This window comes from Virgisporangium aliadipatigenens (assembly GCF_016863615.1).
GTDB lineage: Bacteria > Actinomycetota > Actinomycetes > Mycobacteriales > Micromonosporaceae > Virgisporangium > Virgisporangium aliadipatigenens.
The window spans coordinates 113,918-133,237 of sequence record NZ_BOPF01000010.1; the positions used below are offsets into that span (position 1 = coordinate 113,918).

17 protein-coding genes are annotated in these 19,320 nt (G+C 72.3%); 6 read left to right on the top strand and 11 right to left on the bottom strand.

Going from position 1 to position 19,320, the window contains the following annotated elements:
* Positions 1-9: 9 nt before the first annotated feature.
* The 9 genes from Val02_RS16335 to Val02_RS16370 form a co-directional block, all read right to left on the bottom strand.
* On the bottom strand, positions 10-627 hold the full coding sequence (locus Val02_RS16335) for a hypothetical protein (RefSeq protein ID WP_203899927.1): 618 nt from the start codon (positions 625-627) through the stop codon (positions 10-12).
* A 59-nt stretch (positions 628-686) separates the two neighbouring features.
* A complete protein-coding gene (locus tag Val02_RS16340; RefSeq protein WP_203899928.1) occupies positions 687-1,625 on the bottom strand; it encodes a GNAT family N-acetyltransferase in 939 nt (312 codons plus the stop codon).
* A 12-nt stretch (positions 1,626-1,637) separates the two neighbouring features.
* Positions 1,638-3,212: a GGDEF domain-containing protein gene (locus Val02_RS16345; protein ID WP_239153063.1), complete on the bottom strand. Its 1,575-nt coding sequence runs from the start codon at positions 3,210-3,212 to the stop codon at positions 1,638-1,640.
* A 63-nt stretch (positions 3,213-3,275) separates the two neighbouring features.
* On the bottom strand, positions 3,276-3,695 hold the full coding sequence (locus Val02_RS16350) for a hypothetical protein (RefSeq protein ID WP_203899930.1): 420 nt from the start codon (positions 3,693-3,695) through the stop codon (positions 3,276-3,278).
* 121 nt (positions 3,696-3,816) lie between these two features.
* On the bottom strand, positions 3,817-3,948 hold the full coding sequence (locus Val02_RS48205; protein WP_275415578.1) for a hypothetical protein: 132 nt from the start codon (positions 3,946-3,948) through the stop codon (positions 3,817-3,819).
* 263 nt (positions 3,949-4,211) lie between these two features.
* A complete protein-coding gene (locus Val02_RS16355; RefSeq protein ID WP_239153002.1) occupies positions 4,212-5,252 on the bottom strand; it encodes a LacI family DNA-binding transcriptional regulator in 1,041 nt (346 codons plus the stop codon).
* A 29-nt stretch (positions 5,253-5,281) separates the two neighbouring features.
* Positions 5,282-7,030 (bottom strand): hypothetical protein, encoded by a 1,749-nt coding sequence (locus Val02_RS16360; protein ID WP_203899931.1) that lies wholly within the window; start codon positions 7,028-7,030, stop codon positions 5,282-5,284.
* 46 nt (positions 7,031-7,076) lie between these two features.
* Entirely contained in the window at positions 7,077-8,366 is a 1,290-nt protein-coding gene (locus tag Val02_RS16365; protein WP_203899932.1) for an adenosylmethionine--8-amino-7-oxononanoate transaminase, read from the bottom strand.
* A 9-nt stretch (positions 8,367-8,375) separates the two neighbouring features.
* A complete protein-coding gene (locus tag Val02_RS16370; RefSeq protein ID WP_203899933.1) occupies positions 8,376-9,638 on the bottom strand; it encodes a GAF domain-containing sensor histidine kinase in 1,263 nt (420 codons plus the stop codon).
* A 111-nt stretch (positions 9,639-9,749) separates the two neighbouring features.
* Here Val02_RS16370 and Val02_RS16375 point away from each other — a divergent pair, with 111 nt between their 5' ends.
* The 3 genes from Val02_RS16375 (at position 9,750) to Val02_RS16385 (ending at position 11,288) form a co-directional block, all read left to right on the top strand.
* A complete protein-coding gene (locus Val02_RS16375) occupies positions 9,750-10,367 on the top strand; it encodes a hypothetical protein (RefSeq protein WP_203899934.1) in 618 nt (205 codons plus the stop codon).
* A gap of 182 nt (positions 10,368-10,549) precedes the next feature.
* Positions 10,550-10,741, top strand: a complete 192-nt coding sequence (locus Val02_RS16380; RefSeq protein ID WP_203899935.1) for a hypothetical protein — start codon at positions 10,550-10,552, stop codon at positions 10,739-10,741.
* 31 nt (positions 10,742-10,772) lie between these two features.
* A complete protein-coding gene (locus Val02_RS16385; RefSeq protein ID WP_203899936.1) occupies positions 10,773-11,288 on the top strand; it encodes a hypothetical protein in 516 nt (171 codons plus the stop codon).
* Positions 11,289-11,550: 262 nt separating this feature from the next.
* Here Val02_RS16385 and Val02_RS16390 read toward each other — a convergent pair whose 3' ends face one another.
* Positions 11,551-12,822 carry a glycosyltransferase family 4 protein gene (locus Val02_RS16390; protein WP_203900083.1) on the bottom strand — a complete coding sequence of 424 codons (1,272 nt, stop codon included), beginning with the start codon at positions 12,820-12,822 and terminating at the stop codon, positions 11,551-11,553.
* Between the two features lie 201 nt (positions 12,823-13,023).
* On the bottom strand, positions 13,024-14,952 hold the full coding sequence (locus tag Val02_RS16395) for an amylo-alpha-1,6-glucosidase (protein ID WP_203899937.1): 1,929 nt from the start codon (positions 14,950-14,952) through the stop codon (positions 13,024-13,026).
* A gap of 90 nt (positions 14,953-15,042) precedes the next feature.
* On the opposite strand from Val02_RS16395, the gene Val02_RS16400 reads away from it, so the two are divergent.
* From Val02_RS16400 to Val02_RS16410, 3 genes are all read left to right on the top strand, one after another.
* Positions 15,043-17,676 (top strand): MGH1-like glycoside hydrolase domain-containing protein, encoded by a 2,634-nt coding sequence (locus Val02_RS16400; protein WP_203899938.1) that lies wholly within the window; start codon positions 15,043-15,045, stop codon positions 17,674-17,676.
* 133 nt (positions 17,677-17,809) lie between these two features.
* Positions 17,810-18,649 (top strand): DUF4397 domain-containing protein, encoded by an 840-nt coding sequence (locus tag Val02_RS16405; RefSeq protein WP_203899939.1) that lies wholly within the window; start codon positions 17,810-17,812, stop codon positions 18,647-18,649.
* Between the two features lie 5 nt (positions 18,650-18,654).
* Positions 18,655-19,320 (top strand): class F sortase, encoded by a 666-nt coding sequence (locus tag Val02_RS16410; protein ID WP_203899940.1) that lies wholly within the window; start codon positions 18,655-18,657, stop codon positions 19,318-19,320.

Genomic DNA, 19,320 nt, shown 5'->3' on the forward strand with positions numbered 1-19,320 from the left:
AGCGGCCGCCTACGCGTGCAGCTTCGCCAGCACCGATCGGGTGAGATCCGTGAGGCCGGCCTCGGGCGCGGAGGTCGGTCCGGGGTCGCGGGACTGGTTCACGATCAGGACGTCGGTGCCGCTGAGCACCCGCAGGTACACGTCGACCCGCTGCGGCTCCGACGGCACCCGCACGACCCGCCCGCAGGTGCGCTGCCCCAGTTCGGCGACGGTCAGGTCGGTCGCGTTGGTCGGCGTGATCGTCTTCAGGTCCGCGCAGTGCTTCTCGAACGTCCGATCGGCGTGCTGCTCGCCCGTCTCGTTCATGTACCGGGAGTGCCGCGCCAGCGTGAAGCTCAACCGCCCGGTGCCCTGCGCCGGATCCACCGCGCCGGTGTGCACCTCGCACGAGCTCGACGAGTACACCTGATCGGGCAGCCGGACCCGGTCGGCCAGTGCCGTCGTCTGCGGGTCAGGTACCAGCGACCGCAACGCCTCGGGGCCGATCAGCGCGCAGAGGTCCGGCGGCAGCGCGACGGCCGGCCGGGCGGGCTGCGAGTCGACCTTGGGAACCTCGCGCGAGCAGCCGGCCAGCAGGGTCAGCGCGGCGAGGGTCGCCGCGGCGGCGCGGCGCGTCGTACGGGGCACCGCGCGAGGGTACCGAATCCCCTAGCCGACACCGCGTCGGGCCAGCGCCCGAGGGAGTTTCAGTCGACCGGCCGCTGGTACGCCACCGAACGCGACTCGACGGCGAAGCCGGCCCGTTCGTACACGCCGACGGCTCCCGTGGGGCTGTCCGCGTCCACGGAGAGCGCGGCCGAGCGCAACCCGGCCGCCGCCGCCGCCGAGAGCACCTCGACGAGCAGCCGGCCGGCGATCCCGCGCCGCCGCCACGGGCGCCTGGTGCCGACCTGGCCGATGTACACGCGTTCCGGGTCGGCGTCGACGTACGAGAGCAGGTAGGCGGCGATCGTTTCGCCGTCGAGGACGAGCCGCGACAGGTCGGGGCGGAAGCCGGCCGACCGGGTGGTGAACCCGGCCCAGCTCTCCAGGTCGCGCTTCTGGTAGCCCCAGTGGTCGTCGAACGCCTCCATGTGCGCCTCGTGCAGCGCGGTCTCCCACTCGGGCCCGTACGCGACGGTGCGCAACCCGTCGGGATACGGCTCGACGTCGCGGCGCACCGCCGGCGCGAGCATCTCGAACCAGTACCGCACGGGCGTGAACCCGAAGCGCCGGAACAGCCGCGCCGTCGGCAGGTCGTCGATGAAGATGCTGGCCTCGGCCACCCATTCGGCCCCCGGCGCGTGGGCGGCGCGCAGGGCCGCGGCGTGTCGCAGCGACCACGCCATCAGCTCCCGGCCGATGCCCCGGCCGTGCCGATCGGGGTGCACCGCCCCGAACAGGTCCACCCGGAACCCGCCGGGCGGTGCGGCCGGCACCATCGCGGCCGCCACCAGCATGCCGCCCGGCTCGTAAAGGAGGCGGGTGTCGGTGGCGGGGTCGGCGATGATCGAGCCGAAGAGCGACTCGAGCTCCTCCGCGGTCACGCCGTCGTAGCCGCCGCCCGCCTTGGCCGCGAGGTTGAACAGCTCGGCCACCGCCCCTAAGTCGCCGGGGGTCAGGGGACGCGTGCTCAGCTCGGCCATCGGGCCACCCTACTAAGCCGGGACGGAACGCGCCGCTCGCTTTTCCGCGTACATCCGCAGGTCGGCCCGCTGCATGAGGGTGTGCAGGTCCTCGCCGGGCCGTTCGGCGACGGCCGTGCCGATGCTCGCGCCGACGCTGACGACCGCGCCACCGCGCAGTGCCACCGGGCGCCGGACGGCCGCGGCGGCCAGCGAGACGAGCACCTCCACGGCCTCCGGTGCGGTGTGCGGGAGCAGGATCGCGAACTCGTCGCCGCCGAGCCGGGCCACCGTTCCGGCGCCGCCGACGCAGGAGACCAGGCGGCCGGCGATCTCCCGCAGGAGCTGATCCCCGCCGTCGTGCCCGAACCGGTCGTTCACCGGCTTGAACTCGTCGAGGTCGATGTTGACGATCGTCGGCAGCGCGTCCCGGCGGGCCAGCGCCTCGGCCGCCCGTTCCAGGAAGAGGGCCCGGTTGGCGAGGCCGGTCAGCGGGTCGTGGTAGGCGAGGTGGCTGAGCCGGGCGGCGAGCTGGTCCCGCTCGTCCAGGGTCTGGGTGAGGATGTCCTGCGCCTCGGCCAGCTCCCACACGGTGACGTTGAGGCTCTTGAGCAGCCGGTCGTTGTCGACGAACGCGATCAGCTGCCGCACCGCCACCAGCCCCGTGCTGACGATCGCGCAGCCCAGCGCCAGCCAGCCGCCGAAGGTCAGCGAGTCGTCCGCAAGCACCACGATGAGCAGCGCGAACGTCACACCGACCGATAGGTACGGCAGCAGGCTGAACGAGCGGGCCGACTTCGGCCGGGCCGGCGTGGCGGTGTGCCGTAGCTGAACGTGCAGGCACGCCACGCAGGCGAGGTTGGCGAGCAGGCCGAGACCCAGGTTCCACGACGCGTGCCCGGACTCCAGGAACGTCTTGCCGAGGCCGGCGTTCAGGCTCTCCAGCGCCGCCGCGACGCAGGCGAACGCGGCGGCCGAACGGGTGAACGGCGCGCTCCCGCCGAGAGTGATCTTCACGATCCCGAACGCCACCACCACGAACGCCGCCGGCGCGAGCACCATGTGCACCAGGTCGGCCTGCCCGTCGGGCACCTCGTGCCCCTCGCCGAGCCCGGTGATTTCCCACGCGAACAGCCCGACGGCCACCATGACGGAGGCGGCGTCGATCCAGAAGCGCTGCCGTTCGCGGCCGGAGGGGAGCCCGAGGGGGAGGCCGAGCAGCGAGACGATGAGCACGAGGGCGCCGAGGTCGACCAGCCCGAGCGAGATCGGCAGCCCGAAGAAGAGTTCGCCCCGCCGGGCCGGGTCGAGGTCGTCGACGTTGAGCAGCACCGCACCGAGCTGGATCACGGTGCCGACGGCGAAGAGCCCGACCGTCACGGTGATTCCCCACCAGAAGCGGCGGGCCGCCGACCGGGCCGGTGCGGTCGCGCCGATCCGGACCGCGAGCACGGTCTCCATCAGTTGGAACGCCAACGTGAGCGCCCAGCTGCACACCACGGCGGCCGGCAGCGGAAGCAGGTCGAGCCCGAAGACCGCGCCGGCGAGCACCGCGGCGACCGCGATCGCGATCAGTCGGCGATCGCGGCTGAGGAACCGAGCGTCCATGGCCACGATTGCCCCTTCGACGCCGCCGGCCGCTTCCTGACGGACCGGATCCTCAGGATTTGCTCAGGCGATGCGGTTGCGGCCCACGCCCGGCGGCGGCTGCGGCGCTTCGGGCGGTGCGACCGCCGGCGTCTCCTCGCACGGCACATGATCGGCCGGCCCGTCGAGGAACGCGTGCGACACGTAGCGGCCGTCGCCGAGCCGGTCCCACCGGTCGGTGGTGCCGCCGGGGCCCGCCACGGTGCTGCCGGTGACCCAGCAGACGACGGTGGTGGCCTGGCCGGGGTCGAGCGAGTCGACGGAGGCCGCCCGCACGTCGGGCCCGCCCCGCACGTTCACCCAGCGGAGGGCGGTCGCGGTACGGGACGGGTCCGTGAGGGTCCGCACGACACCCGGTCCGGCCTCGCTGCCGGCCGCCGCGCCGGACCGTTCACCGTGCTGCACGGCGGCGGTCGGGAAGTCGGTCAGCGCCTGTGCGGACATCGCGACACCGAGGACGAGAAGCAGCGGAATCAGCGTTTTCTGGCGCACGCCGCAGCATTGCCCGTTCCCGGTGCGAAAGATCCTCGACTTCGGGTGCGGATCGGGTGCAGTTCGGTTCCCGTCAGCTACGCGAGTCGCGGCGCGAGTGGCGCGGCGGGTTGAGGACCTCCACGGTCCACCGGTCGACGCCGCGCAGGATGAGGCGGCCGAGGTCGGTCAGATCCTGCCGGCGGGCAGTCGGGTAACGCAGCATTGCCGGCTCCTTTCTAAATTGATTCAGCCGTATTGCGAACGGTCGGCGGAACGATCCAGGCGCGCGGCCGCGCGGCGTAGCAGCCGTGCGAAACGCGGCGCCAGCGTCTTCCTGGGCTTTTCCTCGGTACGATTCATGACTCTGAACTCCCTCCAGAAATCCTTCTGGAATCTTCTGAATCGATCCAGAAGCTCCGCACCCAAAGTTACGCCCGGAGGCTCGGTGCGTGAAGGGGCCGGCGGCGTGAAGCACGCCACGTGAAGTCAGGCCGGCGGGGCGACGCAGCTGTCGCGCCAGACCACCTCGGCGGCGGCCCGTTCGACGTGCCCCTCCTCGGTGCGCGACAGCGCCAGGTACATCGCGCGCTCGCCCATCTCGACCAGCGGCAGCCGCACCGTCGTCAGCGCGGGCGTCACGTCCCGGGCGATCGGCATGTCGTCGAAGCCGACCACCGAGACGCGGTCCGGAACGGCGATCCCGCGCTCCCGCAGGGTCGCCAGCGCGCCCACGGCCATCGCGTCGTTCAGCGCGACGATCGCGGTCAACGACGGCTCCGCGTCCAGCAGCGCGGCCGCCGCGGCGGCTCCGCCGTCCCGGGTGAAGTCGCTGTACACGATGCGCCGCGGCGGCAGCGGAACGCCGTGCTCCGCACACGCGCGCTTCAACCCCGTCAGGCGGTCCGTCGTGGTGGTCAGCTGGCGCGGCCCGGCCAGCACACCGATCTTCTTGTGCCCCAGCGCGCACACGTGCCCGCCGAGCGCGTGGCCGCCGTGCTCGTTCTCCGGGAGCACCGCCGCGCCGACCAGCTCGTGCCGGCCGATCACCGCCACCCGGCCGCCCCCGTCGGTGAACGCCGTCAGGTGCGCGTTCAGCTGCCGGGTGAAGACCGCGTCGTGGTAGCCCGAGCCGGCGAGCACCAGCGCACCCGCCCGCTGGGCGCGCAGCAGCGCCACGTACTCCAGTTCGCGCGCGGGATCGCGGTAGCTGTTGCAGATCACCAGCAGCTGGCCGTGGGCCGACGCCACGCGCTGCAGCCCGCGGGTGATCTCCGCGAAGTACGGGTCGGAGACGTCGTGCACGATCACGCCGACGACGCTGCGGCCGGCGCGGGCCAGGTTCTGCGCGTGGGCGTTGGGCACGTAGCGCAGGTCGGCGACCGCCTTGAGCACCCGCTCGCGCAGCCCCTCGGCGACCGGCTTGGTGCTGCCGTTGATCACCCGTGAGGCGGTGGCCGGAGAGACCCGAGCCCGACGGGCGACATCGGCCAGCGTCACACTGCCGGGGGAGTCGTCACGTGCCACCACGGGTGGAGTTTATGCGTAACGCGGGAAAGTTATGCACCGAGGATCGCCGCGCCGGGCACCTTCGGCTTCAGCACCGGGCATTCGGGGATCGACGGGGCGTATCCGGGCTGGCACGCGGCGGTCAGCCCGACGAGCAGGTTCTTGTCGTAGACGAGCACCGTGTACTGCCCGAACGTCTGCCGGCGCAACGGCTCACCCCACTGCGCGACGGCCTGCGCGTCGGTGCCGTACCCCGGCCGCACACTGTCGACGATCATGAACCGCGCGTCGTGCTTCGTGGCGTCGTACCACTCCTCGTTGCTCTCCCAGCGGTACGCGTAGATCCTGTCGCCGCCGTTGGTCGGGGCGACCCGCACCTTGCCGCCGGTGTCCAGCGTGATGTTGTTGGAGGCCCAGTAGGTGCCGATCCCGTAGTGCAGCCCCTCGGCGAGCAGCCATTGCCCGGTGTCGTGCGCCTCGGCCGGTATCTGCGGGGCGACCGAGACCTGGTGGCCGAGGAGCGCGACGAGCACGGCCGTCGTGGCGCCGAGCGGGACGGCCGGTTTCCACCCCGCCCAGCCCGGTCGGATCAGCAGCCGCCCGGCCAACGCGGCGCCGAGCGGCAGCACGGCCACGATCTGCCGGGCGGTGCCGAGGTCGCCGATGGCCTGCGTGGAGAAGATGTACGCGCCCAGGTTCACCACGACGGCGGTGGTCAGGATCTCGCTCACCCGGTCGCCGGCGTCGGCGCGCCGGCGGATCAGCACCCGCACCACGCCGTACGCGGTCGCGAAGAGGACGGTGGCGAGGCCGACGGCGTTCAGCACACCGGTCAGCGTCCCGAACGGCCGCCCCTCGAGGTCGGGGAAGTAGGCGCCGAAGTTGACCGACAGGCCGTGCAGCGCGTTGCGGGCGTGATCCGCCCACTGGTGCGACTCGCTGAACTCCGCCAACGGCGAGTGCGTCGCCCAGCCGCCGGCCGCCCGGATGGCCAACTGGATCACCTGGGTGAGCGCCACCGAGGCGACCCCGGCGAGCAGGAGTCCCAGGTCGAGGAGGCGGTCCGGGTGCGGCCGCCAACCCGCGCGCAGCAGCCGCCAGGCGCTCACGGCGACGAGCGGCAGCGCGCCGATGAACAGCGCCAGCGGGTCGCCGATCTGCGCCCAGGTCAGCAGCACCGCGATCACCGGCGCGACGATCCACCAGCGCGGCCGGCGCGGGCTCCCGTCCCGCGCGATCACCATCCGGTCCAGCACCAGCCAGGTCGCGAGCAACGGCACCGAGGTACCGGTGTGATCGGGGTTGGACAGCAGCACCGAGTACCCCGAGCCGGGCGCCGGCAGGATCAGGATCGCGAGCACCAGGCCGACCCGCAGGACGGCCTCCCAGCCGGTGCTGCGCCCCTTCGCCACCGCGCCGGCCAGCAGGATCAGCAGCACGTACGTGATCGCTGAGCCGACGTGGATCACATCGGCGCGCAGCCCGTGGACGAGCACGATCAGCGCGTACTGCGGCACCTCGGTCGTGTAGAACGACACGTCCGTGAAGGTCCACCCCTTCAGCAGCGGGTTGCCGTGCACCATGTCGTACGCCTGGAGCGCGTTGGCGGCCCCGTCGGAGTTGGTCATCTGGGTGCGCCCGAGGCGCAGGTAGACGAAGAACAGGGCGACCGCCCCGGCCGTGACGCCCGCGAAGGTCAGCGGCCGGCGCCATCGTGGCGGGCGGCCCGCATCGATGGAGGGTCCGTCAGCGGAGGACTCGAGAACGGGCTCGGTGGAGCCGGCGGTGACGGACGGCATGTGGCCGAACCTTACACGGGGAAGGCAACGCGGGTGGGTCGCCGAGTCACCCGCAAGTGCGCGCGGCGGCGATCACCGCCGTGCAGATCAGGGCGAGATCCTCGTCGTCGGTGACGTACGGCGGCATCGTGTAGACGAGATCGCGGAACGGCCGCAGCCACACCCCCGCGCGCACGGCGGCGGCGGTCGCGGCGGCCAGGTCGACCTCCCGGTCCAGCTGCACGACCCCGATCGCGCCCAACACCCGCACGTCCTTCACGTGCGGCAGGTCCCGGGCGGGCGCCAGTCCCCGGGAGAGCCCGAGCGAGATGCGCGCGAGGTTGTGCTCCCAGCCGCCGCCGAGCCATTCCCCGTGCAGCAGCAGGTCGATGGAGGCGTTCGCGACGGCGGCCGCCAACGGGTTGCCCATGAACGTCGGCCCGTGCGCCAGCACCGGGAACCCGCCCTCGGCGATCCCGGACGCCACGCGGGAGGTGCACAGCGCGGCGGCCATCGGCAGGTACCCGCCGGTCATGGCCTTGCCTACGCACATGACATCCGGGCTGACGCCGGCCCGGTCGGCGGCGAAGAGCGTGCCGGTGCGCCCGAACCCGGTGGCGATCTCGTCGAAGATCAGCAGAACGTCGTGCGCGTCGGCGAGTTCGCGGAGAGCGACGAGGTACGCCGGGTCGTGGAAGCGCATGCCGCCGGCGTTCTGCACGACGGGTTCCACGACGATCGCGGCCACCTCGTCGGCGTGCCGCCCCAGCAGCGCCGCGAAACCGTCCACATAGGACCGGTCGAAGGGCCCGGGCGGGGCCGGGGCGAAGAGCTGTTCGACGAGCGTCCCCTTCCAGAGGCTGTGCATGCCGCCGTCCGGATCGCACACGGACATCGTCTGGAACGTGTCCCCGTGGTACCCGGCCCGCCACGTCAGCAGCCGCCGCTTGGCCGGACGCCCGCGCCCGAGCCAGTACTGCAGGCACATCTTGAAGGCGACCTCCACCGAGACCGAACCGGACTCGCACAGGAACACGTGCTGCAGCGGCCCGGGCGTGATGTCCACCAGCGTGGCGGCGAGCCGGATCGCCGGTTCGTGGGTGAGCCCGCCGAACATCACGTGCGACATCCGGTCGACCTGGGCGTGCACGGCGGCGTCCAGCACCGGGTGCCGGTACCCGTGGACGGCGGCCCACCAGGACGACATGCCGTCGACCAGTTCGGTCACGCCGGCGACGGGCTCGGCGAGCTGCAGCCGCACGCCGGAGGCGGACGAGACCACCAGCGGGGCGACGGTGGCCGGCATCGGCGCGTACGGGTGCCACACGTGAGCCCGGTCGAGGGCGGCGAGATCCACCCGGGCAGCCTAGTGACGGGCGGCGGCCAGTTCCGGGGCGGCCGCTTGCCGGCGGCGCGGCAGGGTCACGCTGATCGTGGTGCCGCCGCCGGGCGTCTCGTCGATCGATAGTTCGGCGTGGTGCGCGGTCACGATCCGGCGCACGGTGGACAACCCGATGCCGGAGCCCTCGATGTCCGGCCGCAGCCGGGTGAACATCTCCAGCACCCGGCCGCGATCCTCGGGCGCGATGCCGATGCCGTTGTCGGCGACGCGCAGGATCCAGGACTCGTCCGTCACGTCGGCCGTGATGTCGATGCGGCACGCCCGGCCGGGTTCGCGGAACTTGAGCGCGTTGCTGACGACGTTCTGCAGAAGGATCCGCAACTGGGTGGGGTCCCCGAGGACGGTCGGCAGCTTGCCCACGGTGACGCTGGCCCCGGCCGAACGGATCGCCGCCTCGACGTCGTCGATCACGTGGTCGGCGACCTCCTCCAGGGGCACGGTCGTGAGGTACGGCGCGGCACCGGCGGAGGCGTGCGACAGGACGTCGTCGATGGTGCGCCACATCCGGGTGGCCGAGGAGAGGGCCCGGTCGGCGCACATGCGCGCGGCCGGATCGGCCTGGACGGACGGCATGTCGGCGAGCGTGGCGACGAAGCCGAGCACGCCCGTGAGCGGGTTCTTCAGGTCGTGGCTCACCTGGCCCGCGAACTCCTGGAGGGCGGCGTTGGAACGGGCCAGTTCCTCACCGGTGGCGCGCACCTCGGCGAGGGCCTCGCGGACCAGTTCGGTGTGGCGGCGCAGCTCCAGGACGTCGACCACCATCCGGGAGAGCTTCTCGAGGGCTTCCTCCTGCTCGGGCGTGAGTTCGCGCACCCGGTCGTCGAAGACGCACAGCGTGCCGAGGACGTGCCCGCCCGGCTCGCGCAGCTGGTTGGAGGCGTAGAAACGGACGTCGGCGATCTTGCCGTTCACCCAGGGGTTGTCCTTGAAGCGCACGTCGTTGCTGGCGTCGGCGAGCACGACCGGCTCGGGTTCGACGATGGTGATCGCGCACATCGAGTCCGAACGCGGCGTGATCAGCCCCTTGAAGCCGACCGCCGCGATCTGGTTCTGGGTCTCCTCGTCGATCATGTTGATCACCGCCGTGGGGACGCCCGCCAGGTATGCGGCCAGTTCCACGATCGAGTGGAGATCGGGCAGCGGCGTGCCGGTGAGCACGTCGTAGCGGTGCAGGGCGGTCAGCCGTTCGGCCTCGTCCGGCGGGATCGGGAACCCAGGGGCAGCCACGAAACCACGATATGAGGATTATTTCCGCATCGCTGTCGAATGTCTGAGTTACCCCCGGCGCGGTTCGGCGTTGATTCACCGACCGCTCGAACGTGACGAGGGAGCACCACCATGACCGACCAGATCAGCCTCACCGCCGCAGAACTGGCATTCCTGCTGTCGGTGGGGGACACCGTCGGGGACTCCCCGGCGGCCGGGCTGTTCGGCTTCACGCCCGACGACCGCACCGACATGATGCTCGGCGCCGGCCTCGGCTCGCTGCTCCTGCGCCACCTCGCGGTGCCCGCCGACGACCAGCAGATCCAGCTCGGGCCCGTCGTGGCCGCCATCGCCCAGGGCATCGGCCGGCCCGACGTGTGCGTCCAGGTCGGCATGTCCGCCGAGGGCGGCACCGACGGGGTCGTGCTCTTCGAGGCCGGGCAGGTCCGCTTCGTGGTCGCCCGCCGGGCGTACCGCTGCTTCGACATCGCGGCCCTCGACGCCACGACCGACCGCCACGAGGCCCTGGTCGAGCTGGCCCGGGAGTTCGTCGAGCGGCACGGCGGCGGCTCGGCGGCGTTCAGCACGGTGCGGCGGGACCGGTGGGAGGACCACGGGACGGTCACACTCTCCAAGGAGGGGCAGTGGGCGTTCGCGCCCGCCGGTGACCCGCTCGCCGCCGTCTACGGGCCGACCGCCGAGGACGCGTTTGCTCGCCTCACCACGTCGCTCACGGCCGTCCCCGCCTAAATGCTTCAGAGCATTTAAGTGCTTTAGCGCTTCATTGCGACGGTCCGTCGGGGGCGCGACCGTTGCTCCCGCCGAGCCGCTCCGGGGCCGATCCGCTGCGCGGGATCGCCCGCTCCGCTTGCCGGGTCCGCGTGCCGTCGCCTGGCGGTCTCCGTCTTGCCCGGCTGGGGCACACTGCCGCCGTGGCTTTGCTGAGTGGGTCCCGGCGGGCGGCGTTGCCGGCGCTGGTGGTGGTGGTCGCGGGCGTGGTGCTGGCCCTCACGAGCTTCGTGCTCGGGGTCTACGCGCCGGCGCTGGTGGGCGTCGCGGCGGTGGTGCTCGGGGGACGCGTGGCCCTTCGGCGGCTGCGGCCCGGGGCGCCCGTCCCCCGGTGACGGTCTGCGGCGCGACGCCAGGATCGCGATCGTGTTCGGCCTCGTGCTGGCGGTGGTCCTGCTGACCGGGTTCGTCGACCGGCCGTGGCACCGCTGGTGGTGGCCGGGTGTCAGCGCCGCGTCGGCCGCGCCCGACCCGTGCGCCGCACCGGTCGAGGCGCTCGGCGCGCTGGCCCCCGGCCCCGGGCCGGGTGTGCGCGAACGGACCCGCTCGTTCGTGCTCGACTCGCGGCACTGCACCTGGGCGCAGGGCGACCGGACCCACATCCAACTGCACTACAGCGCCTTCTTCCGCGACCCCGCCCACGCGTCGGGCTACATCGCCCGGTTCTCGAGCGGCCGGGAGAAGCCGATTCCCGACGTCGGGCTGGGCGCGGAGGCGCGGGGACAGTTCCAGCCGGACGGCGCCGTGCTGCGGGCGCGCCGCGGCAACGTCTACGTCGAGGTGCGCTACAAGTGGCAGGGCGATCCGCTGCCGCCCGAGGTGGTGCGCGAGCGGGTGCTGGCCTTCGCCGTGCTCGCGTACCGCGCGGTGGATCTGCGCTGATCCGCCGGCCCGGACAGCAAACCGCCCCGCGACCGGTGTGCGGTCACGGGGCGGGCCACGACTTGGCCGGCGTGGCGGTCGCCTCTCGGCGAATGGCGCGACGTGGCTCCAGCCGAACGGTATTCCACGAAGGCTTATTTAGTTGAGGCCCGGGGACACTGTCCCACGCCGGCTTGTGGTCCAACGTACCCGTAGCCGAGCGGCTTCCCGGAGTGATGGTGACCCTTACCACCGAACGACAACCGGATGTCATCCCGTCGGATCAACGGGCGACTGCCGGTTCGAGCAGGTTGCCGTCCGGAACGACGATGGTCGGCCGCCCCTGTTCGAGGTAGCGGGCGGTCTGGGCCGCCGCGAAACCGGCCGCCTCGCCGGTCGCCCGCAGGTACACGTCGACCGTGCGCTCGGCGATGGAGAGCCAGCCGTAGCGTTCGGAGACCATCGCCTTGGCCCGGCGCGCCACCCGCCGCGCGAACGGCTCGTCGCCGAGCAGCGCGTCGACGGAACCGGCCAGCGCCTCCGGGTTCTTCGCCGGGAACGTGACCCCGGTGACCCCCGGCTCCACGATCTCCGCCAGCCCACCGGTGCGCGCCACCGCCAGGGGCGCACCCGCCGAGGCCCCTTCGAGCGCCACCATCCCGAACGGCTCGTAGATGCTCGGCACCACCAGCGCGTCGGTCGCCGCCATCAGCGCCGGCAACTGCCCCGCACCGAGGAAGCCGGAGAAGCGCACCACGTCGCCGATGCCGTGCTCGTCGATGGTGCGCTGGAGTTCACCCCTGTAGGGACCGTCGCCGGCGATCACCACGCGCAGTCCGGAGTGCCGGGCCCGCAGCTGCGGCACCGCCGCCATGAGGTCCTGCACGCCCTTCTCGTACACCAGCCGGCCCGCGTAGCCGAGCAGCGGCCCGTCGCCCGCGAACGTCGACCGCGCGGCCGTCACCGCGCGCTGCGGCGCCTGCCAGACGCCCACGTCCACGCCGTTCGGGACGACGTCGACCCGTGCGGCGGGGGTGTCCAGCAGGCGGTCGATCTCCCAGCGCATGTACTCGGAGCAGACGATGACCCGGCACGCCTCCGCGGCGAGCCAGTACTCGACGGAGTGGATCGTCTTGTTCATCGGGTCGGGGAGCCAGCCCTGGTGCCGGCCGGCCTCGGTGGCGTGGATGGTGGCGACGAGCGGCAGGTCGAGGTGTTCCTTGAGCGTGACGGCCGTGTGCGCGACCAGCCAGTCGTGCGCGTGGATGACGTCGTAGCCGCCCGACTCGGCCGCCCGCAGCGCCGCCCGGGTGAGCGTGTGGTTGAACGCCATCGTCCAGGCGAGCAGGTTCTGGGTGTCCAGCGGGAAGCGCGGCAGGTCCTCCGGCGCCCGCACGATGCGCACCCCCTCGGCGTACTCCTCCAGCGGTGCGCCGGGGGAGTGGCGGGTGACGACGGTGACCTCGTGCCCCGCCTCCACGAGTGCGGTGGCGAGCGCGTGGACGTGCCGTCCGAGGCCCCCTACCACGATCGGCGGGTACTCCCAGGAGAGCATGAGCACCCGGACGCTTTTGTTGTTCTCGGACACGGCCCGCCCTCTTCCCCGGATGATCCACTCCCAAACTTCATCACTCGCGCAGCACCCATCACCCGCTTCCCCCTGGGTCGGGAGTCGTGGGTGGAGCGACGGAGTTACCCGGTATTCTGCCTCGCGTTTTTTAACGCGGAGGCTGAAATCATTTCCGACACGTAAAGCTCAGGCGGATTCTCCACCCCGTGCGGGAGAATGCCGCACCCGCACGAACTCGGCCACCGACCAGCATTGGAACGGGCATCCCGTGGCAAGGTGTGGAGCCTGCCCGTCAGCGGTTTCACTGATCGATGCCAGGCCCCACTCTGCCAGATGGGCTTCGATGCCAACCAGTGGCGAATCGTTCACGTTGTGCAAACTTCGATAGCAGTCAATGTATGGACCGAGTAGCCAGGGCCACACCGTGCCCTGGTGGTAGGCGGCGTCGCGGGCGGCCGGGTCACCCCGGTGCAGCGGCGCGTAGCCGGGCGCGTCGGGGGCGAGCGTGCGCAACCCGAGCGGGGTCAACAGGTGCGCCGACACGGTGGCGAGCACCGCCGGGTCGGGCGGCAGCGGCGCGTAGGGGAGCGAGTAGGCGAGGAGCTGGTTCGGGCGGAGCGAACGGTCGTCGCCGGACGGGCCGTCGATCACGTCGTACAGCCGGTCGCCGGCCGGGAACCGGGCCGCGAACGACGCCCGTGCCCGCCAGTGCAGCGCCTCCAACCAGTCCGGCCGGCCGGCCCCGCGCACCCGGTCGAACAGCGTGCCGAGGCCGCCGAGCGCGTTCACCCACAGGGCGTTGACCTCCACGGGCTTGCCGTGCCGGGGCGTCACCGGAACGCCTTCCACCCGCGCGTCCATCCAGGTGAGCGCGACACCCGGGGCGCCCTGCGAGATGAGCCCGTCCGCCGGGTCCATCCGGATGTTGTAGCGGGTGCCGGCGACGTGCGCCTCGATCACGTCCAGCAGGGCCGGCAGCAGTTCGGCGGCGAGGTCGGCGTCACCGGCCCGGGCGACGTGCCGCTCGACGGCGTGCAGGAACCAGAGCGTCGCGTCGACCGTGTTGAACTCGGTCTGCCCGGTGTCGGCCGTGTTGGCGAGCATGCCCTCGGAGAGGGTCGCGGCGTAGCCGCGCAGCAGCGCGCGCCCCTCCTCGTACCGGCCGGTCGCCAGGAACAGCCCCTCGTACGAGATCATCGTGTCGCGCGACCACGCCCCGAACCACGGGTAGCCGGCCACCACGTCCGGCCCGTTCGCACCGGTGATCACGAACCGGTCGGCCGCCAGCAGCGCCGTCGCCGCCACCTCCCGGTCGGGCGCGTCGCCGGCGTCGGCCGTGATCGCGTGGGCGCGCGCCCGGGCCGCCGCGATCAGCGCGCTGGGCGGCCGGGGCGCCACGTCGAGATCGCCGGCCCAGCAGAGCACCTCGTGCGTGGCGCCCGGGGTCAGCCGCACCGCGAAGCGGCCCGCGTGCCAGAGGTCCTCCGTGGCGGACAGCCCCCGGGCCGCCTCCTCGCGGGTGTGCGCACCCCGCCACCAGCCGCCGGCCGGCTCCCAGCCGGTGCCGCGCAACCGGTACAGGTCCTCGACGACGCAGCCGTCCGACAGGTGCGCCACGTCGACGTCCGGGCCGCCCGCCCCGCGTTCGCCGTGCGCGTCGCGCCGGGTCAGCAGGGCGTCGAGGGTCAGCTGCACCGGGCCGCCGCTGACGAGGCGGTGCACCACGCCGAGCGCCGCCCGGCCGTGCGCCATGGCCAGCTCCCGCTCGAGGACCACGTCCCCGATCCGCCAGCGCCACCTCGGCAGGCCGTCGACCAGCTCGAAGCGTTCCAACAGACAATGGCCCGTGGGATGGACGGTGCCGTCGGCCCACTCGTGGACGCCCAACTCGACCGGGGTCCCACCCGCGGTCGTGACGACCGGGTCGAGGGCGACCAGCCCGACGGTGCGCACCGCGGCCGGCTGCCCCGAGATCACCTGGAGCGCGTGGTAACGCCGGGTGCGCAGCAGCGACGCGGTGCCCATCGCGTAGCCGCCGAGACCGTCGGTGACCAGCCACTCCCGGGCGGCCCCGGCCCGGTCGTCCCCGAGGACCTGCGATCCCAACCCGACCATGACCGAACCATATGCGCCGCAGGGCCGTCTCTTTCCGTTACGTACCGGGTCCGGACCCACTTTGTAACTCGCGGGCCGCACAATTGGTCGATGATCGGGAACGGAGGGGCAGAACGCACCCGGCTGGCGGACGCCGACGCGGGTGCCCGGCCCTGGCGATCCTGGGGCCCCTACCTCTCCGAACGCGCCTGGGGGACCGTCCGCGAGGACTACAGCGAGTACGGCACCGCCTGGGACTACTTCCCGCACGACCACGCCCGCTCCCGCACCTACCGGTGGAACGAGGACGGGATGGCCGGCATCTGCGACGACCGGCAGCTCTTCTGCTTCGCACTCGCCCTCTGGAACGGCCGGGACCCGATCCTGAAGGAACGCATGTTCGGGCTCGGCGGCCACGACGGCAACCACGGCGAGGACGTCAAGGAGTACTGGTGGTACACCGACTCCACGCCGACGCACTCCTGGATGGGCTGGCGCTACCACTATCCGCAGCGCGCGTTCCCCTACCGGGACCTCGTCGACGGCAACCACCGGCGCGGCCGCGACGAGCCCGAGTACGAACTCGCCGACACCGGCGTCTTCGACGAGGACCGCTACTGGAGCGTCCAGGTCGACTACGCCAAGGCCGACCCCACCGACATGTGCATCCGGATCACGGTCGTCAACCGCGGCCCCGAGCCGGCCACGCTGCACCTGCTGCCGACGCTCTGGTTCCGCAACACGTGGTCGTGGGGGCTGCCCGGGCGGGACTACGCCCCCGAGATCCGCGGCGCCGGGAGCACGCTCGTCGCCGAGCACCGCGAACTGGGCCGGCTGGTGCTCGCGGGCGACGGCGCACCGGTGCCGCTCCTGTGCGACAACGAGACCAACGCCGACCGGCTGTTCGGGCTGCCGGGGCGCTCGGCGTTCCCCAAGGACGGCATCAACGACCACCTCCTGCACGGGCACGCGACCGTCAACCCGGACGGCGTCGGCACCAAGGGCGCGCTGCACTACACGCTTGAGGTGCCGGCGGGCGGCGAGGCGACGATCCGGCTGCGGCTCACGGCCGGCGGGGACCTCGACGTCGCGGACGGACACGACGCCGTCATGGCCTGCCGCGCGCGTGAGGCCGACGAGTTCTTCGACAGCGTGATCCCGGCCGGCGCGAGCGAGGACGAGCGGCGCGTCGCCCGCCTCGGCATCGCCGGTGTGCTGTGGGGCAAGCAGTTCTTCCACTTCGACGTCGCCCGCTGGCTGGACGGCGACCCCGCCTCACCGCCGCCGCCGGCCTCCCGCAAGCACGGGCGCAACAGCCACTGGCGCCACATGAACAGCTGCGACGTCATCTCCATGCCCGACCCGTGGGAGTACCCCTGGTACGCCGCCTGGGACCTGGCGTTCCACGCGGTGACGATCGCGCGGGTCGACCCCGGGTTCGCCAAGAGCCAGCTGCTGCTCCTGCTGCGCGACTGGTACCTGCACCCCAACGGGCAGATCCCGGCCTACGAATGGGCGTTCGGGGACGTCAACCCGCCCGTCCACGCCTGGGCCGCGCTGCGGGTGTTCCGGCTCGACGGGGGTCGGGACTACGACTTCCTGGAACGGGTGCTGCACAAGCTCCTGCTCAACTTCACCTGGTGGGTCAACCGCAAGGACGCCAACGGCAACAACGTCTTCGAGGGCGGGTTCCTCGGGCTGGACAACGTGGGGCCGTTCGACCGGTCGGCGGCACTGCCGGTCGCCGGTGTGCTCGAGCAGAGCGACGGCACCGCCTGGATGGCGATGTACGCGCTGAACCTGCTGGAGATCGCGCTCGTGCTGGCCGACCACGACCACGTGTACGAGGACATCGCGACGAAGTTCTTCGAGCACTTCGCGTACATCGCCGAGGCGGCGTCGCGGTACGGGCTGTGGGACGAGCACGACGCGTTCTTCTACGACGTGCTGCGCACCGTCGAGGGGCACACGGTGCCGCTGAAGATCCGTTCCGTGGTGGGGCTGCTGCCGCTCGCGGCCGCCACCGTCATCCCGTCGCGCACCCTGCGCAAGCTGCCCGACCTGGCCAACCGGCTGCGCTGGTTCCTCGCCAACCGGCCCGCGTACACCGACGTGGTGGGTGCGGCGGCCTCCCGCTTCGGCCAACGGGTGCGGCTGCTGTCGATGGTGGGCACCGACCAGTTCACCCGGATCCTTTCGCGGATGCTGTCGCCGGGCGAGTTCCTCGGCGAGTACGGGCTGCGCACGCTGTCCCGCGCGCATCTCGACGAGCCGTACACCGTGCACCTCGGGGGCAGCGACTTCACCGTCGGCTACGAACCGGGGGAGTCCGCGAGCGGGCTCTTCGGCGGCAACTCCAACTGGCGCGGGCCGATCTGGTTCCCCGTCAACTACGTACTCATCGAAGCACTTCGACGTTATGCGGAGTTCTACGGCGACGCCCTGCTGGTCGAGTACCCGGCCGGCAGCGGCAACCGCACCACCCTGAACGCCATCGCCGACGACCTCTCCCGCCGGCTCATCCGACTGTTCACAGTGGACGGTGCCGGCCGGCGCCCGGTCTTCGGCGACAGCGCCCTCTTCCAGAACGACCCGCACTGGCGCGACCTCGTGCTCTTCTACGAGTACTTCCACGGCGACAGCGGAGCGGGGCTCGGCGCCTCTCACCAGACCGGGTGGACGGCGCTCGTCGTCGACCTGATCCTGGAGGTCCATCAGGATCGATCCGATCGGCCTCGAGACTGATCGATCCGGCCACACGGACAGCAAAGGTGCACGGTTCGGTGACGCTTCGCCCGTTTCCTTGACCGGATCTTCGCGTTTTCGGTAGACACACGCCGAGCCTGCCAACCGAAACCCCGATCGGAGCGTGCAGCACATGTCTCGGACCTTGCGCGCATCAGCGTTATCCGCCGCCGCGGCGCTGGCCTTCGTCGCCACCGCGGCCGTCCCGGCACAGGCCGCCGCCGTCGGATACGTCCGGCTGGCGCACCTGTCCCCGGACACACCCGCCGTCGACGTGTATCTCGCGGGGGTCGACGGCAGCTCGCCGAAGAAGTTCCCGGCGGTCGGCTACGGGGTGGTCTCCCAGTACCTGCCGCTGAGCGAGGGCACGTACGCGGTCGCGATGCGCGGTGCCGGCGCCGCCGAGTCGACCCCGCCGGTGCTGAGCACCCAGGTGACGGTCTCCGGCGGCGGCGCGTACACCGTCGCGGGCGTCGGCCGCAACGCCGAGCTCGGGCTGAAGGTGATCGGTGACGACCTCGGCCTGCCGAGCGCCGGCAAGGCGAAGGTGCGCGTCGTGCAGGCGTCGGTCAAGGCGCCGGTGATCGACGTGACGACGTCGTCGGGGGCGACGATCGCGAGCGGGGCCGCGTTCGCCACGACGACGCCGTACCAGGAGGTCAACCCGGGCGCGTGGAAGCTCAAGCTGCAGCCGCAGGGGGCCACCACCGCGACCGAGGTGGCCGCCGACTGCGCGGCCGGCGGGGTCTACTCCGTGCTCGTGCTCGACGACGCGTCAGGCGGCCTCAAGGTCGAGGTGCGCACCGACGCCAAGGGCGGCGCCGTGGTGCCCGCGGGCGGTGTCGACACCGGGGCCGGCGGCACGGCCCACAACCGCACGCTGTTGATCTCCGCCCAGGTGGCGCTGGCCGTGCTGCTGACGGCCGGTATGGGCGCCTGGCTGGTGCGGCGCCGCCGGAGGGTCGTAGTTTGACGGTCGTGGCCGAACGGGACAAGGGACGGGTGGTCCGCCACCGCGGCGGCCGGTTGCGCCGGTTGATCATCGCGGTGGTGGTCCTGCTCGTCGTGGGCCTGGCCGGGACGGCGTGGGCGCTCAGGAAGGACCCGGCGTCGTCGCCTCCCGCGGCCGCGCCCTCGTCCGCGCCGCCGTCCACGGCGGGACCGCTCACGGCGACCGTCGTCTCGCCGGCCGCGACCGCGCAGGACCTGCCCGCCCCGGAGCGGGTGCGCATCGGCGCGATCGGCGTCGACGCGGAGCTGGAGCAGATCGACGTCGGCGCGGGCGGCACGCTGACCCCGCCGACCGACTTCCACCGCGCCGGCTGGTTCGCGAAGGGCGCCGCGCCCGGGGATCTCGGGCCGGCCGTCATCGCGGGCCACGTCGACACCCGCGAGGGGCCGGCGGTCTTCTTCCGGCTGCGCGACCTCAAGCCCGGCGACACCATCGAGGTGGTGCGCGGGCCGAAGACGCTGTCGTTCCAGATCACGGCCACGGAGTCGTTCGCGAAGACGGCGTTCCCGACCAACAAGGTGTACGGGCCGACGCCGGTGCCGGAGCTGCGCCTGGTCACCTGCGGCGGCGACTTCGACGACGGCACCGGCCACTACGCCGACAATTTGATCATCTACGCGGTCATGGTCTGA

Bases quoted from the DNA above. Each gene is read 5' to 3' on its own strand.
- Val02_RS16340 (WP_203899928.1), bottom strand. From the start codon at position 1,625: ATGGCCGAGCTGAGCACGCGTCCCCTGACCCCCGGCGACTTAGGGGCG.
- Val02_RS16345 (WP_239153063.1), bottom strand. From the start codon at position 3,212: ATGGACGCTCGGTTCCTCAGCCGCGATCGCCGACTGATCGCGATCGCG.
- Val02_RS16350 (WP_203899930.1), bottom strand. From the start codon at position 3,695: ATGTCCGCACAGGCGCTGACCGACTTCCCGACCGCCGCCGTGCAGCAC.
- Val02_RS48205 (WP_275415578.1), bottom strand. From the start codon at position 3,948: ATGCTGCGTTACCCGACTGCCCGCCGGCAGGATCTGACCGACCTCGGC.
- Val02_RS16360 (WP_203899931.1), bottom strand. From the start codon at position 7,030: ATGCCGTCCGTCACCGCCGGCTCCACCGAGCCCGTTCTCGAGTCCTCC.
- Val02_RS16375 (WP_203899934.1), top strand. From the start codon at position 9,750: ATGACCGACCAGATCAGCCTCACCGCCGCAGAACTGGCATTCCTGCTG.
- Val02_RS16390 (WP_203900083.1), bottom strand. From the start codon at position 12,822: ATGCTCTCCTGGGAGTACCCGCCGATCGTGGTAGGGGGCCTCGGACGG.
- Val02_RS16395 (WP_203899937.1), bottom strand. From the start codon at position 14,952: ATGGTCGGGTTGGGATCGCAGGTCCTCGGGGACGACCGGGCCGGGGCC.
- Val02_RS16400 (WP_203899938.1), top strand. From the start codon at position 15,043: ATGATCGGGAACGGAGGGGCAGAACGCACCCGGCTGGCGGACGCCGAC.
- Val02_RS16405 (WP_203899939.1), top strand. From the start codon at position 17,810: ATGTCTCGGACCTTGCGCGCATCAGCGTTATCCGCCGCCGCGGCGCTG.